The organism is Micromonospora sp. NBC_01638 (genome assembly GCF_045209745.1).
Taxonomy (GTDB): Bacteria; Actinomycetota; Actinomycetes; order Mycobacteriales; family Micromonosporaceae; genus Micromonospora.
Genome location: NZ_CP109273.1, coordinates 3,412,184 through 3,427,500 on the forward strand (window position 1 = coordinate 3,412,184; position 15,317 = coordinate 3,427,500).

Consider the following 15,317-nt stretch of genomic DNA (forward strand, 5'->3'; position numbering starts at 1 on the left):
AGTCCACGATTGTGGGAGATGAACATGGCTGGACATTGGGAAGCAGACCGCACTGCCAGCTTCGCTCGGAGACTCGGTAGGTCCGCCGCAGAACTGGGCGAGAGCGGGGGGACCACAACCTGTCCCGACATCTGGGAGCTGTCCAACGGCGATGTCGCGGTCATCGGCCGCGATCTGACCGACGTCCTCGCGAGCCGACTACCGGACGACGTCAGTGTGGGTGCAGACGAACGGGTAGTCGTCATTCCGCGAAGCATGCTCGTGGCGGCCAAGCCGGACATCCCGGATGCGTGACCTGCTGGAATCGGCCACCCGGCAGCGGCTCAGTCTCGCCGAGTACGACGCAGACTTCTACGCAACGGTCGAGTCGACCAACGGCCCCATCCTCAAGACCGAGCGGATCCAGACCTTCCGCGAGCCAGGCAGCTCGAGCTGGGAGGCCTACGCCGACGGTCGTTGGGAGGACGCTCTTCAGATCGCTGCCGAGCCGAATCCGGAGCTGGTGGCGTTCTTTGCGCACCTTGACCAGCTCGGTTCCGGGCTCCGGCGCCTGCGGATCGTTGAGCTGCCACTGACGCCCTATCTGGTCTGGGAGCTGCATTTCCTTCGCTACCGTGCGGAAGCCGGCGAGCAGATCCGTGTGCTGGATGCCCAGTCGGTGACCGAGTTGGAGGCCGCGGCCGGACCGATCCCTGAGCTGATGGTGGTGGGCCGTCAGGCCGTCTACGAGGTCTTGTACGACACCTCGGGCACACCGATCGGTGCGGAGAAATCGGTCGAACCGACGGTCGTACAGGGCTGTCGAAGTCAGGTCCTGACGCTGCTTGACCGGGCTGAGTCCTTCGAATCCTTCTTTCGCCGAGAGGTCGACGGGACAAGTCCAGCGGTGCCCCAGCTGTAGTAGCCTGCCTCCACCAGCGAGCGTGGAGGCAGTGTGCCCCGACTCCGGATGGTCTCCGACCTGGCCCGTCGATCCGCCACGCCAACGATCCTGCTCGTTGCCGTCCTGGCCATGCTTGCAGCCGTCCTGATCTCGCCCGCCGTGCTGCTCTGGATCGGAAGGCGTCCCGGGTACGACTGGCCGCTGTTGGGCAACGTCGGTCAGACGTACGGTGCCGCGTCAGCGATCCTCGCGGCCCTGGCGCTCATCGGTGTCGTGTCGTCGTTGGTGCTGCAGTCCCGGGAGGCCAAGGCAGCCCGGGAGCAGGCAGTACGTGCCCTGCACACCGACCTGCTCAAGATGGCGATCGACGATCCGGCCCTCCTCGAATGCTGGGGGCCAATCGAAGACGCCGCCGACGTCGAATGGTTCCGTAAGCACGTGTACGCGAATCTGATCGTGACCCACTGGCAGTCGATGTGGGAGGTGGACGTACTCGCCGCGCGACACCTGGAGGTGCTCGCCGATCAGTTCTTCAAGGGGCAGGTTGGTCGCCGATTCTGGGCGGAGGCGCGAGGCCCTCGTACGACGGCCGAGACGTCACGACGCGCGCGGCGCTTCACCGCGATTGTCGACCGTCGGTATCTGCTGGCAGCCGCGGCAGGGCCAGCGGAGAACGAGCCCCGTGTGGCTACGCGGACGAGCGGCCCCGGGGTAGGGCCCGAGCGGCAGGCCGCGAAGGGACGAGCCACCGTGCTCGCGGTCGGAGTTGTGCTGGGTGCCGCTGCCGTCATTGCCGGCCGCTGTCGCGGCCACGGTGCCCCAGCCCGGCGTGACAGATGAGTGCGTCAGGCGTTCGTGTCGCCGAACTCTCGTACCCCGTCGACGTCGAGCGTGATCCGCCCGTTCTCGGTCCACTGCCCGGTGGCCTGAAGCCAACTCGGGTCGTCGCGCTCGTCGATGTCACTCCAACTGTGCCGGTGGTGCCGTAGCTGGATCGGCCCGGTCGACGCGCCAGGATCGAGCACTCCGTTGGTGAAGGTCAGCTCAACCCAGCCGGGGGCCGCGGTGCCCGGGATCGGGTAGCCCGGCGGCGCCGGCGTCGTCAATCCGGGCGGCCCACCCGGTGGGAGGAAGAACTGCACGGTTTGCCGGATCCGGTCGCAGCCCAGTGCGGCCCAGTCGCAGTTCGGCACCAGCGAGGTGTTGCCGCCCTCGAAGCGCAGGTGGTAGCGCACCCGCACCGTGCTCAGGTCGAGCGGCCCGGTGCCGGTGTTGGTGACCCGGAGGACGTGCTGAATCTGGTTGTTCGTCGGGGCCCAGTCGAGATTGAGGTAGCTGACCGTCGCGCGGCCGCTGGCGGTGCGCACGGTGGTGGCAGGCGAGCTGTCGGAGTAGCCGCCGAGCGCGCGGGCGGCAACCGCGATCCGGTACGTCGTGCCGGGCGCGAGGTCGGTCAGCGTGATCGTGGTGTCGAGCGTGGTGCCGAGCCAGCGGTACGTGTTGGGGCCCAGCGGCACCTGCACCTCGTAGTTGATCGGCTGCTCGGCGGCCGGATCGCCGACCCAGGTGGAGGGTGCCCAACTGAGGGTGAGCTGGTGTGGTTGGTTGGCCACCACTGTTGGGCTGCCGGGGGTGCTGATAGCCGGACCGCCGGCGCGTGCGGCGTTGACGGCGAGCAGGCTCGCCAGCGCGGCGAGGACGACGGCGGCGGTGACACGGCGAGCACGCATAGTGCGAATGCTAGGGCCGCGCACTCGAAAATAATAGCCAACTATCAATATCTCGGCTAAGGTCCGCGCCCGTGACCCGCTACACGACGTAGTCGGTTTGGCGAGGGCATCGTGGACGACTTCCGCCCCAACGGTGGTCCCGCTACCGCCCCGACTTCGGCGGCCTCGGGTGCGTACGAGGAGGACGCGTTCGCCGGGAACTGGTCCGACATGGCGTACGCCATCTGCGCGACGGCGTAACAACCCCTCATCCGGTGTCGCCGCCCCGCGAACGCGCGGGGCGGCGACACCGTTGACTGGTCGGTCAGGAGCCGGTCAGGAGCCGCCCTGGCGCTGGATCCGCCCGTCGCCCGAAGTCTTGGCCCGCCCCAGGTCGCCTTCGGTGCCGGCCGGGCCGGTCGCGGTACGGCGGTGCCGTTGGTCGGGCGAGTGCTCCATGGTTGAGCCCTGGCGGCCGTGAGCGCCGCTGCCCGGATGTCGCCGGCCTCGCGCCGACTCGCCGCCGCTGTCGTGTTTGTTCTGCTTGTGGCTACCCATGCATCGCGCGTACCCGATCGCCGGGCGGCTAGTCATGAAGCCCGGTGGGCTCGGTGGCGGCAGGAGCAGGGGCATTACCTACTAGACCTGGTGGATGGTCGGCGGCCGCGTCGGGCCCGGAATGTAGGGGGGACGGCTGAGCTGGAGCAGCCCGGCCTTTCGTGCGTATGCGGGAAACTCCGCCCCGGTGCACGGCAGTCGGTGCTGTGTCTCGCGTAGCGCGTCGATGATGGCACCGACGTTGACTTCGGTCGAGCCGGTCGGCGAGGGCGAAATGGTGCAGCACGGTCGTGTCGAAGACGAGCAGCGGCTCGCAATCCAGAGCTGCGTTGCTCACGGTGTCAGGTCTGTCTCATCACGCGCGGGCAGGTCATCCAGCCCGATCTGGCCATGCAGGAGTTCGACCGCGCGGGCGTCCGAGATGAGGGAACGGCGCCATGTCTCCATGACAGCGTGCGATAACCCGGTGGTACACGAATGGCGTCGAGATCAGGCTGCGGAGCCCAGCCAACCGCGTCCATGATCTCCGCCCGGGTTGGCGTGGTTCGGCTCCAGCGTACGGATGACACATCGAGCCATCAAGCGCATTCCGCCTGGCGCACCGCGAGCGACCACGACGTGCGGTAGCGCGCGGTGAACCGGATCAGATCTTCCCGCGAGGCTGGGCGGCTGGTGACATCGCCGAACGCGGCGATCGGAAGGAGTAGTTCGGCGGCGAAGGCGTTGATCAGGCTTTCCCGATCGGCGCGGGACACATGGACCGCCAGATCACTGGAGTATTCGTCGCCCAAAACCAGGTGGCCCAGTTCGTGGGCGGCGGTAGCTCGACGTCGACCCGGATCTCCTTCGAGGCTGACGACCGACACCGCCAGGTCCCCGTCCACCATTGATGCGCCTTCGCCCGGCAGGTCACTGATGAGGACGTACTGACCGCTGCGCTCGCAGAAGTCCATCAGGGTGTCAATCGGCTCCGTGCCAATGCCTCGCACGTCGCGCAGCCATCGAGCAGCAGCGCGGGCATCCTCGTCCGAGGTGACACTGCCTTCGTACTGGACGGGACGGACGAGGGTGAGGGTGCCGGCGTCAAGGAGTTGGCGGACGTCCCTCAGCCAGGAGGCGAGTGTGATCTCCAGTCGTTGAGAACGCCTCGCCACGTCTGTGTCGTTGTCCTCGGCGATAACCTCCGAGCGACGCGAGATCACCGCTGGTCGTCGCTGAAGCAGGTGATCAATGGGTACGTCGAGCGCGGTCGCGAGCCGGATCAGTTCCAACACGTCCACACGTCGGACACCTGACCCATGCTCTACGTCTCGACCCCAGCGAATCGACACTACGAAATCGAACGGTGATTTCCGCCCGTCGATACCCCGACATGGCGGCACCGGTCAGTCGATGGAAGCACCCAGCAATAGCGTTCGGGCTACGGAGATCCCCACGTGCGACGGGCCGCTCCGAGACGTGAGGGAGGCAACCATGCGTAGACCAATATTGGGAGAGCGGAGCCCGGTCACCGTGCAGGTGGACCGGTGGCGGGCGGGGCTGCCGCCGGACGCGTGGCCCGACAGTCTTCCGGCGAGCGGCGAGATCTGGCGGCGCGACATCTTCGCGGTGGCCGACGCATACCGGGCCGGCTCCGCGAGCCCACGGCAACTGCTGGCCGCCGTGCTGATCTGGGGTTACGGACCCATCGGGTACGGCCCGTGGCGTGCCACCAGGTCCCTCGGCGCCGACCCGGACGGCAAGCGCCTGGCGCACGCGCTCACGGAGGTGTCGGCGTCAGCACCCGACGAGGACGCGTTGCGGACGGCGTACCGCCGGTTCCGCGACCCCGACCACGCTCTCCTGCCGTGGTTGGGGCCGGGTTTGTTCACGAAGGTCCTCTACTTCGTCGGTTACCGGCGAGGGGCGGGCGGTGTGCAGCCCCTGATCCTCGACCGTGTCGTGGCCAGCCAACTCCCCGCCGAGGCCGGCGTCGGCCGCCAGAACGGGTGGTCATCCGAGGAGTGGCTGGCCTATCTGCGCTGGGCGGCCGAGCAGGCCCAGGCCAGGGGGATCGAGGCGGACGCGGTGGTCCACGACCGGTGAGGTTGCTACCGCGCAGCGCGCAGGCGGGTGTCGAGCGCGTCGAGGTCGGGGACGAACCAGATGTGCCCGCCCTGGTTCGACTCGTACACCAGGGCGCGCAACGCGGAACTCTCCGCGAGCTGCGCCGAGATGTCGCCGACGACGGCCAGCCGCAGCCGGTAGTTGACGAACTTCTGCATCACGTCGCCCGCGAAGCGGGTGCCCAGCGAGAAGAAGCGTTCGTCGAATCTGTTGGCGGGCATGGCGACCACCTGGGCACCGAGGAACGCCGCGCCGATCAGGTCCAGCGCGTCCTGCTCGGTGGCCACCGGTGGGCCGGCAGGGTCGCAGACCAGCACCGGCACCCCGGCGCGTTCCTGGATCTCGTCAGGCATCGTGGACCTCCCGGCCGAGCAGGCCGTTGTCGGCGTTGAGGACAGCGTCGAGCAGGTGCAGCAGCTCGGCGGTGGAGGCGGGATCACCCAGAATGATGATCTTCATGCGGCAACGCTCCTCGTCGTGCACCGTCTGCACCCGCAGTGGATTTGCCTGGTCGTGGCTGGTGTTGGCGCTGGCGAGCATGAGCGTGCCGAGCCGGTCGGCGGCGGCCCGGTCGACGCCGTCGATCTGCACGATGCTCGACACCTCCGCGTGCCCACTGACGCGGGTGGCGGCTGGAGCCTGACCGGTGAGCGCGTCGAGATCGCTGGCGGCGATCCGGTACTGCTTGCCGATCCGCACCGCCCGCAGCCGGCCGGAGCGGATGTAGCCGCGCACCGTGCGCACGTGCAGCCCCAGCCGGTCGGCGACCTGTTCGACCGAGTGCATTTCTTCCTTCATCGCTCCCTAACCTACACCCAATAGGGAAGTTTACGGAAGGATAAGATCTGATTCGTTTACGACATCAGCTCCAAAGGGCGCTCAGCACACCTGCCCTACCCTCGCGGACCCCAACGTCGAGATCGTGTCGGAGGAGTCCAGTACCGTCTGGAAACCATGGACGCGCGGCGCGGCGACGCGATCATCGGGCGGGATCACCCCGCGGGCCTGCTGCGCGCCGAGCTGGATCGCGCCGCCACCAGCCATGGCGGTCTCGCGCTGGTCACCGGCGAGCCCGGCATCGGCAAGACGACCCTCGTCACGTCGGCAGCGCGGGAGGCCCGGCAGCGCGGTGCGCTGGTGCTCGGCGCCGCCTGCTGGGATTCCGACAGCGCCCCCGGTTACTGGCCATGGGTGCAGGTGCTGCGCGGCCTGCGGCGCTCCGCCGACGACTGGGCGGTGGCGCGGCAGTCGGCGGAGCCCGCCCTCGCGGCCCTGCTCGGCGAGGCCGACACCGGCGGCGATCAGGCCAATCGCACCGCCAACTGGGCCGGCGTCGACACGGGCGGGGACGTCGCCGACCGTGAGGCGTTCGCACTGTACGACGCGGTGACCGCCGCGCTGGTCGCGGTCTCCCAGCACCGGCCGGTCGTGGTCGTCCTCGACGACCTGCACTGGGCCGACCCGGCCTCACTGCGGCTGCTGCGCTTCACCGCCCAGCACACCTGGTTCGAGCGGTTACTACTGATCGGCACCTACCGCGACGCCGAGGTCGACTCGGGTGAGCACCCGCTGCGCCCACTACTGATGCCGTTGGTCGCGAAGGCCACCACGATCACCCTCACCGGCCTCTCCCGGGACGAGGTGGCCGCACTGATGGCACGGACCGCCGGGCGGGAACCCGACGCCGGCCTGGTCGACGAGGTGCACCGGCGTACCGGCGGCAACCCGTTCTTCATCGAACAGACCGCCCGGCTGTGGCACGCCGACGACGCGGCCGGCACGATCGCACCCGGCGTACGGGAAGCGGTCCGGCGCCGCCTGGCCCAGCTACCCCCGGCTGTGGTCGAGGCGCTCACCGTCGCCGCCGTGCTGGGTCGCGAGTTCCACCGACAGGTCCTCGCCGCCTGCGTGGCCGCCCCGGTGGCGCAGGTCGACCGGCTGCTCGACCGTGCAATGACCGCCCGGCTGGTGGTCGCCCGGGGCGATGGCCGGTTCGCCTTCGCCCACGACCTGGTCCGGGAGACCCTCTACGACGGGCTGACCGACGACGACCGGCAGGCGCGGCACGGCATGGTCGTGCGGGTCGTCGACGACCTGCGGGAGCTCACCGACCGGCTGATCCCGGCCGACCTCGCCCGCCACGCCTACCTCGCCGGGCCCGCGCTCGACCGGGCCCGGGTGGCCACGCTGCTGGTCGCCGCCGGGCGGGACGCGTTTGTCCGGCTGGCCGCCGACGAGGCGGCGGTGCACTTCCGCCGGGCGCTGGAGGTCGTCGACGACCGGGAGCAACGAGTGCGGATCCTCATCGAGTTCGGTGAGGCGCAATATCACCACGCCGGCCGAGAAGAAGCCACCGCACTGCTCACCGAGGCCGGAGCGTTGGCTCGCACACTCGACGACCCGGTGCTGCTGGCCCGCGTCGCCCTCATCGTCAACCGCGCCCGCCAGGTCGAGATCGCCTTCTCGATCGAGGCGGCGGAGTTGGTGCGCGAGGCGTACCGGCGGCTGATCGGCGAACCGGACGCCGACGCGTCGGTCGGCACGCTGGTCGCCGACCTGATCACCGCAACCGAGACGATCGCCCGTCGGGGGCAGGACGACGAGGCGCTCACCTTCAGCCTCTGGGCCCGCCACGACACGACATGGGGCCTGGGCACCGCGGCGGCCCGTGCCGCGCTGACCGCCGAGATCCGGAACGTGGCCCGCCGGACGTCAGACCGGGAGACCGAGCTGTGGGCCACCTCCCTGCGCTGGGTGGCGTTGCTGGAGTTGGGCGACCCCGGCTTCATCGAGGAGTTCACCACCTTCGTCAACGCGGATCGGCAGGGCGACCTCACCCGATACCGGATGGCGGCCGCGGTCGACAGCGCAATCATCGCGGCTTTCCGGGGTGACTTCACCGCGGCTGACGAGCGGTTCACCGATCTCACCGACGTCGCCGACCCGAGCCATGCCGAGTTCGGGTTCATGGGCCATCACCTGCGCTGGTCCCGGCTGCTGCTCCAGGGCCGGTTCGCCGAGACCGACACCCTGTTGGACGGGCTGGCCCCGATCGACTACCCCTACCAGGAGTTGCTCCGGGCGATCACCGCGGCAGAACGTGGCGACGACGAGACGGCGATCCGACTGACCGCCGGCATCGAGGCCGCCAACATCCGGTACCCGCGCCCGGTGTCGCCGCTCTGGCTGCGGTTGCGCGCGCAGGTCGCCGCCGCGTCCGCTGACCCGCAGCGCTGCGCCGCCGCGCGGGCCGCACTCGCCGCGCACCGTGGCGAGTGGACGGTGGGGCTCTTCGGCTGCGACATCAGCGGCCCCGTCGACCACTGGCTGGCGTTGATCGACGCCGCCCAGGAACGCTGGGACGACGCCATCGCCGGCTTCACGGCCGCCCGCGATTCCGCCGACCGGCTGGGCTCCCGACCCTGGTCGCTCATCGCCCGCGCAGGCCTCGCGAACGCCCTCGCCGGCCGGGGCCACCCGGGCGACGCCGTGGCACTGACCGTGCTGCGCGCCACCACCGCCCAGGAAGCTACCGCTCTCGGCATGACGCAGGTGCTCCACCGGCTCGCCGACCCAACCCCCACCGACGCAGCCGTGCCCGCCGCACCCGTCCAGGTCACGCCGGTCGCGCTGGCGATCGAGGGATACGAGTTTCGGCGCGACGGGCCGGTCTGGCAACTCGCGTACGACGGTGTCGTGGTGCACCTGCCCGACGCCAAGGGCCTGCACGACCTGCATCTGCTGCTGAGCCGGCCGGGCAGCGACGTGCCCTCGGTCGAGCTGCTCGACCCGGCCGCCGGCCCGGAGTTGGTGGCCGCCCGCAGGATGGGCGCCGACCCGGTCCTCGACGACGAGGCGAAGGCCCGCTACCGGCGGCACCTGGCACGCCTCGACGAGGAGATCGACCGGGCTGCCGCGCGCGACGACGACCGAAAGGTGTCCACCCTGGATGCCGAGCGGGGTGCACTGCTCGACGAGCTACGTGCCGCAGCGGGGCTGGCCGGTCGGAGCCGCCGCCTGGGGGACGAGGCCGAGCGGGCCCGCAAGACGGTGACCGCGCGGATCCGGGACACGCTGCGCAAGCTCGACGAGCGGCACCCGGCCCTCGCCAGCCACCTACGCGACTCCGTCTCGACCGGCAACACCTGCCGCTACCAACCACCGACCCCACCACCCTGGCGCCTCTGAGACCGACCGACGGGCGCCACCACAGCCGTGGGCGGCACCCGTCGGTCAGTGCGGGGTCAGCGGCGGTTGTACTTGTACATGGTCAGCGTGCCGAAGACGAGCACGAATCCTGCGCTCCACAGCAGCAGCCACATCGTGGCGGACGGGTCGGACTCGCCGCTCATCGCGCCGCGGATCGCGGCGACCAGCTGCGTCACCGGGTTGACCTTCACGAACGCTTGGAGCCAGCCGGGCATCGTGCTCGGTTCGACGAAGACGTTGCTGAGGAACGTCAGCGGGAACAGCACCATCATGCTGACCCCCATCACCGATTTCTCACTGCGCAGGATCAGCCCGAAGAACGTCCACACCCAGGAGAACGCGAACGAGAAGACCACCAACAGCCCGATTCCGGCGGCAACGCCGACCACCCCGCCCTCGGGCCGGAACCCGAGCACCAGCCCCAGGCCCAGGATCACCAGGGCGGCGAGGATGTAGCGCAGCACGTCGCCGAAGATCATGCCGACCAGGGCGGCCGGGCGCCAGACGGGCAGCGTCCGGAACCGGTCGAAGATGCCCTTCTCGATGTCGGTGTTGAGGCCGACGCCGGTGTACATGGTGATCATCACGACGCTGGTCACCATGATGCCGGGCAGGAAGAACTGCAGGTATTCGCGCGGGCTGCCGGCGAGGGCGCCGCCGAACAGGTACGTGAACATCAGCACCATGATGATCGGGAACGCGGTCACGTCGAAGAGCTGCTCCGGCACGTGCTTGATCTTCAGCATGGCCCGCCATCCGAAGGTGAGCGACGCGCCCAGCGCGCTCGGTCGAGGCGGTCGGGAACCGGGCGCGAGCACGGTCGCCAGTGCCTCGGCGGACGGGACGTAGACGGACGGCGCCCGTTCGGTCGCGGTGGTCGTGACGTTGCTCATCGGGCTGCCTCCAGCTCGTCGTCGCGCTCGTCGGCCGGCACGGCGGGGTGATCGGTCAGAGCCAGGAAGACCTCGTCCAGGCTCGGCTGACCGAGGGAGAAGTTGTCGACGACGATGCCGGCACGGGCCAGGTCGCCGAGCGCTCGAGCGGCCTGGGCGCTGGCGTCGAGGTCGGTGCCGGCCTCACCGACCCGGGCGGTCAACGCCACCGGGTCGGCTTCGAGCTGCACCGGCACGTCGAGCGCCTCCCGGAGCACCTTCTCCGCCTCGGGCCGCTGCCCAGGATCACGCAGTCGCAGGTGGACGGTGCCGGATCCGACCGACGACTTCAGCTCGCCCGGGGTGCCCTCCGCGATCACCCGGCCGTGGTCGACGACCGCGATCCGCCCGGCGAGCTGGTCGGCCTCGTCCAGGTACTGAGTGGTCAGCAGGACGGTCGTGCCGTGCGACACCACGGCCCGGACGATCTCCCACACCTGATTGCGACTGCGCGGGTCGAGACCGGTCGTCGGCTCGTCGAGGAAGAGCAGGTCGGGCGTGTTGACGATGCTCGCGGCGATGTCGATGCGCCGCCGCATCCCACCCGAGTACTTCTTAACCTGGCGGTCGCTCGCCTCGGTCAGACCGAATGCGGCGAGCAGGGCAGCCGCGCGCTCACGGGCGGCCGGCTTGCGCAGGCCGAGCAGGCGGGCGAGGAGCACCAGGTTCTCCGTACCGGTCAGGTCCTCGTCGACCGAGGCGTACTGGCCGGTGAGGCTGACCCGGGACCGGACCTTGTCGGCCTCGGTGACCACGTCGTGCCCGAAGACCCGCGCCGAGCCACCGTCGGGGCGCAGCAACGTCGCGAGCACCCGGACGGCGGTGGTCTTGCCCGCCCCGTTCGGGCCGAGCAGGCCGTAGACGGTGCCGGCGGGCACCTGCAGGTCGATCCCGGCCAGCGCCCGGGTCTCCCCGAACGAGCGGGTGAGCCCCTCGGCCTCGATGGCCAGGCCGGTGGTGCGTCTACTCATGATCCTTACCTTCCGTCAGACGAATTGCGGCGCAGCTCGTCGGTGCACTGCGGTGAAGACGTCGCGCAGCTGGTGGACCGCGTGCAGGCCGGTGGACCGGCAGCCGTACGACACGAAGCCGACCGCCTCCCATTCTCAAGGCGCGAGGCGGCGCCGGCCGCCCGCTAGATCTGATCTAGCGGCGCTGTTTGGGGGCGGAATGTCGGTGGGGTCGGCTTGACTGGGGTCGACGAACAGGGGAGTGGGATGGCACAGGTGCGCATCGAACCGTGGCACGAGGACGACCTCGACCTGCTGCGGCAGCTCAACTCACCGGACACCCGCAGGCACACCGGTGGCCCGGAGACCGACGAGCAGGTGCTCGCCCGGCACGACCGGTATGTGCACTTCGCCGACACCGGGCAGGGCTGCATGTTCACGCTGGTGCTGCCGGACGGCGCGCGGGCGGGCAGCGTCGGCTACTGGGCCCGCGAGTGGCGCGAGCAACCGGTGTACGAGCTGGGCTGGGCGGTGCTGCCCGCGTACCGGGGGCAGGGGCTGGCCACCGTCGCGGTGCGTGCGGTCGTCGACGTGGCCCGCGCCCGGCGGGACCGGCACTACGCCCACGCCTACCCCTCGGTCGACAATCCCGCCTCGAACGCGGTCTGCCGCAAGGCCGGCTTCACGCTGCTCGGCGAGACGGGTTTCGAGTATCCGCCGGGGCAGATGATGCGCGCCAACGACTGGCAGCTCGACCTGACCGCCCCACCGACCGAGGGCTGAGGGCGGGCGCGGCGGGGAGACGGATCCGAAACAGCGCGATGCCGCACAGTCATCAAGATGCCCCTGAGGCATCACGCTCGCTGAAGACATGCCCGCCGGGGTGACCGTTCACCCGGTCGTGTCGAACAGCACCGGCCAGGGCCGTGCCGCCGGGACCGACGTGGCGGTTGGCGCGGGCGTACCGGGCTCGGTGTCGGCCAACACCTCGGCGGCGAGCTGCCCGAACATCGACGCGGCCGGGTGTGCCGACCGGTCCGGCCAGGCCGCCGAGGTGCGCCTCTCCAGCGGTGCTTCGGCGATCGGCCGCCAGGCCATCCGGGGCTCCCGTCGTGCCACCGTCGCTGGTTCCACGGCCACCGCGCCACCGGCCAGCACCAGCCCGAACAGGAATTCCGGGTTGCGGGCCGGGCGCACCCGCGCCGGGCGCCAACCGTGCTGCCGGCACACCGCCAGCAGGTGGTCGTGCCAGCCGGGCGCGGTGGCCCGGGGCGCGGCCACCAGATCCAGACCGGCCAGCGACGCGAGCGCCACCTCACGGTCGCGGGCCAGCGGCGAGGTGCGCGGCAGCAGCACCCCCAGGGGTACGTCGACCGGGGCGCCGAAGCGCAGCCCGTCCGCCGACACCGGGTGATGCACCAGCCCCACGTCCAGGGTCCGCTCGGCGAGCATCCGCACCTGCTCGGCGGTGGTCAGCTCGTGCAGCTCCACGTCCAGGCCGGCTGCCCGGGTGGTGAGCCCGTCCAGCAGCGCGCGCAGCGTCACCGCGGGCGTCTCCGGCGGCACACCGGCCCGCAGTACGCCCAGCTCACCCGCCCGCACCTGGCCCATGAGGTTGCGCAGCCGACCCTCACCGGCGAGCAGGTCCTCCGCCTCGCCGAGCAGCAACTCCCCGGCGGTGGTGAGGCGTACCTGACGGCGGGACCGGTCGAACAGCTCGACCGTCAGCTCCCGCTCCAGCCGTTGGATCGACTGGCTCAGGGGCGGCTGGGCCATCCCGAGCAGCTCCGCGGCCCGCCCGAAGTGCAGCTCGTGTGCGACCACCACGAAGTGCCGCAGGTGCCGGAGCAGGTCCACGGCCGGACCCTACGCCAGCGCGGGCAGGGTGCCGCTGGATACCGTGCCGGGGTGGACGTGGGGGAGCGCATCGAGGCCATTTTCGCCGCCGCCGGGGTGACGGCGAGCCTGCACGTCGTCGACCTGGACGCCGTGGACCTGAGCACAGGAGCGAGTGACGAGCCGGCCGACGGCGGTCGGGCGGTCGGGGTGCGGGCCGACGAGCAGGTGGTGATCGCTTCGATCTTCAAGATCCTGCTGGTGCTGGAGTTCGCCCGGCAGGTCGAGGCCGGTCAGCTGGACCCGACCGAACGGGTCCTGGTCACCGCCGCCGACCGGCTCGGCGGGTGGGGCCTGGCCGGCTGCACCGACGACGCCGAGGTGTCGCTGCGTGACCTCGCGTACTTCGCCATGTCGGTCAGCGACAACACGGCCGCCGACCTGCTGCTGCGCAAGGTCGGCCCGGACCTGCTGCCGATGCTCGCCGCCGAGCTGGGGCTGACCCGTACCCGCGTCCTCGGCGGTCCTCGGGAGCTGGTCGAGATGATGCTCGCCGACGTGGGCGCGCGGACCGAGGCGGAGTTCGCCCGGATCTTCCCCACGCTGCCAGCAGACCGGATCAGGGCGATGCGTGTCTTCGATCCCGCGCACACCACGTCCAGCACCGCCCGGGAGATCACTCGCCTGCTCACGCTGATCTGGCGGGGCGAGGCCGGGCCGGCGGCGGCCTGCGCGATGGTCCGTACCTGGATGGCCCAGCAGATCTTCTGGACCCGGCTGGCCGCCGGTTTCCCGCCCGGCGTCCGGGTCTCCGGCAAGACCGGCACCCTGCCCGGGCTGCACCTGGAGGCCGGGGTCGCCGAATACCCCGATGGTGGCCGGTACGCCATCGCCGTCTTCGCCCGCGCCGACGAGTTGGCCCCACGCCGGATCGACGTGGACCTGGCGATGGGCGACGCCGCCCGGACGGCCGTCGAGGCGCTGCGCGGCGACTGATTTCGCACCCGTCCGCGCGTCGGCGCACGCCTGTTGAACAGGCCAGATATGCGGTGGCGTATCGGAGCCGACGGTCTTCGATCTTGGACCGGGGCCGGGTGGCGCTGGTTGGCTCGTCTCGACCAATCGCCCGACCACGGGGAGCAGATCCGCATGCCCAGTATCGACCGCCGCCGCTTCCTGCGCGACGCCGCCGCCACCACCGCCCTGGTCTCCGCCGGTGGCCTCGCCGCCGGCACCGCCACCCCGGCCCAGGCCGCCGCACCGACGCCAACCGCCGCAGCCGCGCCGAGCACCCGACGCCGTGGCGCGGTCAGCTTCCGCTGGTGGGGTACGGCCGGCTGGCGCGTCGACATCGGGGACCGGACCGTCCTCGTCGACCCGTATCTCAGCCGGATCGACACCGGGCTGTTCACCGGCGCGTTCAAGACGGCCACCCCGTTGACCGTGCGCCCCGACGTGATCGATCCGCGCGTCGACCGGGCCACCACGGTGCTGGTCACGCACACCCACTGGGACCACTTCATGGACGTGCCGTACATCGCCGGGCGCACCGGCGCGCGGGTGTTCGGCACGCTGACCGCGTATCACCTGGGGTTGGCCTACGGGGTGCCGTCGACGCAGCTCAGCCCGGTGAAGGGTGGGGAGCTGCTGGACTTCGGCGACCACACCGTCGAGGTGGTCGGCTCGCTGCACAGCCGCAACCCCTCGTACTCCCTGGCCTTTCCGGGGGTGCGGGTGAGTCAGCCGGCGCAGCCGGCGACCATCGCGGACCTGCCGGAGGGCGACACGCTGGGCTACCTGCTGCGGGTCGAGGGTGGCCCGTCGGTGTACTTCACCGGGGCCAGCGACGTCGCCGAGCGGAACCTCACCGGGCTGGCGCCCGACGTGGCGATGGTGGCCCTGCAGAACGCCACGACCACCGGCGACTACCTGCCCCGGCTGCTGGCCGGCCTCGACTACCCGAAGGTCGTGGTGCCGGTGCACTACGACAACTTCGAGACCCCGTTGCAGAACCCTCCGGTCGTCGCCCCCACCGACCGCACCCGGTTGAACGACATGATCGCGGCGGTGCGCCGGATCTCGCCGCGCAGCCGGGTGCTGGTGCCCGAGTACGAGACCGCGTACCACTTCTGAC

17 protein-coding genes are annotated in these 15,317 nt (G+C 70.6%); 9 read left to right on the plus strand and 8 right to left on the minus strand.

The genetic code is table 11. From position 1 onward, the window contains the following. Nucleotides 1-18: 18 nt before the first annotated feature. The 3 genes from OG811_RS16175 to OG811_RS16185 are packed head-to-tail and all read left to right on the plus strand — an operon-like array spanning nucleotide 19 to nucleotide 1,723. The gene (locus OG811_RS16175; RefSeq protein WP_406075334.1) at nucleotides 19-294 is read left to right on the plus strand and encodes a hypothetical protein; all 276 of its coding nucleotides are present in this window, start codon (nucleotides 19-21) and stop codon (nucleotides 292-294) included. Next, a complete protein-coding gene (locus OG811_RS16180) occupies nucleotides 287-901 on the plus strand; it encodes a DUF6879 family protein (RefSeq protein ID WP_406075335.1) in 615 nt (204 codons plus the stop codon). The genes OG811_RS16175 and OG811_RS16180 overlap by 8 nt, the downstream gene beginning before the upstream one ends. A gap of 33 nt (nucleotides 902-934) precedes the next feature. Further along, the gene (locus tag OG811_RS16185) at nucleotides 935-1,723 is read left to right on the plus strand and encodes a DUF6082 family protein (protein WP_406075336.1); all 789 of its coding nucleotides are present in this window, start codon (nucleotides 935-937) and stop codon (nucleotides 1,721-1,723) included. Nucleotides 1,724-1,728: 5 nt separating this feature from the next. On the opposite strand, the gene OG811_RS16190 is transcribed toward OG811_RS16185, so the two are convergent. After that, nucleotides 1,729-2,613, minus strand: a complete 885-nt coding sequence (locus OG811_RS16190) for a fibronectin type III domain-containing protein (RefSeq protein ID WP_406075338.1) — start codon at nucleotides 2,611-2,613, stop codon at nucleotides 1,729-1,731. A 111-nt stretch (nucleotides 2,614-2,724) separates the two neighbouring features. On the opposite strand from OG811_RS16190, the gene OG811_RS16195 reads away from it, so the two are divergent. Further along, on the plus strand, nucleotides 2,725-2,853 hold the full coding sequence (locus OG811_RS16195) for a hypothetical protein (protein ID WP_406075340.1): 129 nt from the start codon (nucleotides 2,725-2,727) through the stop codon (nucleotides 2,851-2,853). 75 nt (nucleotides 2,854-2,928) lie between these two features. Here OG811_RS16195 and OG811_RS16200 read toward each other — a convergent pair whose 3' ends face one another. Further along, the gene (locus tag OG811_RS16200; RefSeq protein ID WP_406075341.1) at nucleotides 2,929-3,150 is read right to left on the minus strand and encodes a hypothetical protein; all 222 of its coding nucleotides are present in this window, start codon (nucleotides 3,148-3,150) and stop codon (nucleotides 2,929-2,931) included. Between the two features lie 578 nt (nucleotides 3,151-3,728). Beyond that, the gene (locus tag OG811_RS16205; RefSeq protein WP_406075342.1) at nucleotides 3,729-4,424 is read right to left on the minus strand and encodes an ImmA/IrrE family metallo-endopeptidase; all 696 of its coding nucleotides are present in this window, start codon (nucleotides 4,422-4,424) and stop codon (nucleotides 3,729-3,731) included. Between the two features lie 199 nt (nucleotides 4,425-4,623). On the opposite strand from OG811_RS16205, the gene OG811_RS16210 reads away from it, so the two are divergent. Beyond that, nucleotides 4,624-5,235, plus strand: coding sequence for a hypothetical protein (locus OG811_RS16210; protein ID WP_406075343.1), 612 nt, complete (start codon nucleotides 4,624-4,626; stop codon nucleotides 5,233-5,235). 5 nt (nucleotides 5,236-5,240) lie between these two features. On the opposite strand, the gene OG811_RS16215 is transcribed toward OG811_RS16210, so the two are convergent. Both OG811_RS16215 and OG811_RS16220 read right to left on the minus strand, forming a co-directional pair. Next, on the minus strand, nucleotides 5,241-5,609 hold the full coding sequence (locus tag OG811_RS16215) for a DUF4180 domain-containing protein (protein ID WP_406075344.1): 369 nt from the start codon (nucleotides 5,607-5,609) through the stop codon (nucleotides 5,241-5,243). Then, a complete protein-coding gene (locus tag OG811_RS16220; protein ID WP_406075346.1) occupies nucleotides 5,602-6,054 on the minus strand; it encodes a helix-turn-helix domain-containing protein in 453 nt (150 codons plus the stop codon). Before OG811_RS16220 ends, OG811_RS16215 begins: the two co-directional genes overlap by 8 nt. 156 nt (nucleotides 6,055-6,210) lie before the next feature. Between OG811_RS16220 and OG811_RS16225 the strand changes: the two genes are divergently transcribed. Further along, nucleotides 6,211-9,444: an ATP-binding protein gene (locus tag OG811_RS16225; RefSeq protein ID WP_406075348.1), complete on the plus strand. Its 3,234-nt coding sequence runs from the start codon at nucleotides 6,211-6,213 to the stop codon at nucleotides 9,442-9,444. Nucleotides 9,445-9,500: 56 nt separating this feature from the next. On the opposite strand, the gene OG811_RS16230 is transcribed toward OG811_RS16225, so the two are convergent. Next, complete coding sequence (locus OG811_RS16230; RefSeq protein WP_406075350.1) at nucleotides 9,501-10,358, minus strand: ABC transporter permease; 858 nt, start codon at nucleotides 10,356-10,358, stop codon at nucleotides 9,501-9,503. Then, entirely contained in the window at nucleotides 10,355-11,368 is a 1,014-nt protein-coding gene (locus OG811_RS16235) for an ATP-binding cassette domain-containing protein (protein WP_406075351.1), read from the minus strand. Before OG811_RS16235 ends, OG811_RS16230 begins: the two co-directional genes overlap by 4 nt. A 246-nt stretch (nucleotides 11,369-11,614) precedes the next feature. Here OG811_RS16235 and OG811_RS16240 point away from each other — a divergent pair, with 246 nt between their 5' ends. Beyond that, nucleotides 11,615-12,130: a GNAT family N-acetyltransferase; N-acetyltransferase gene (locus tag OG811_RS16240; RefSeq protein WP_406075352.1), complete on the plus strand. Its 516-nt coding sequence runs from the start codon at nucleotides 11,615-11,617 to the stop codon at nucleotides 12,128-12,130. A 108-nt stretch (nucleotides 12,131-12,238) separates the two neighbouring features. Here the strand turns inward: OG811_RS16240 and OG811_RS16245 are convergent, their stop codons facing one another. Then, nucleotides 12,239-13,204: a LysR family transcriptional regulator gene (locus OG811_RS16245; protein WP_406075354.1), complete on the minus strand. Its 966-nt coding sequence runs from the start codon at nucleotides 13,202-13,204 to the stop codon at nucleotides 12,239-12,241. A gap of 51 nt (nucleotides 13,205-13,255) precedes the next feature. On the opposite strand from OG811_RS16245, the gene OG811_RS16250 reads away from it, so the two are divergent. Continuing rightward, nucleotides 13,256-14,179, plus strand: coding sequence for a serine hydrolase (locus OG811_RS16250; protein WP_406075356.1), 924 nt, complete (start codon nucleotides 13,256-13,258; stop codon nucleotides 14,177-14,179). Between the two features lie 153 nt (nucleotides 14,180-14,332). Continuing rightward, nucleotides 14,333-15,316 (plus strand): MBL fold metallo-hydrolase, encoded by a 984-nt coding sequence (locus OG811_RS16255; protein ID WP_406075358.1) that lies wholly within the window; start codon nucleotides 14,333-14,335, stop codon nucleotides 15,314-15,316. Nucleotide 15,317: the final 1 nt, after the last annotated feature.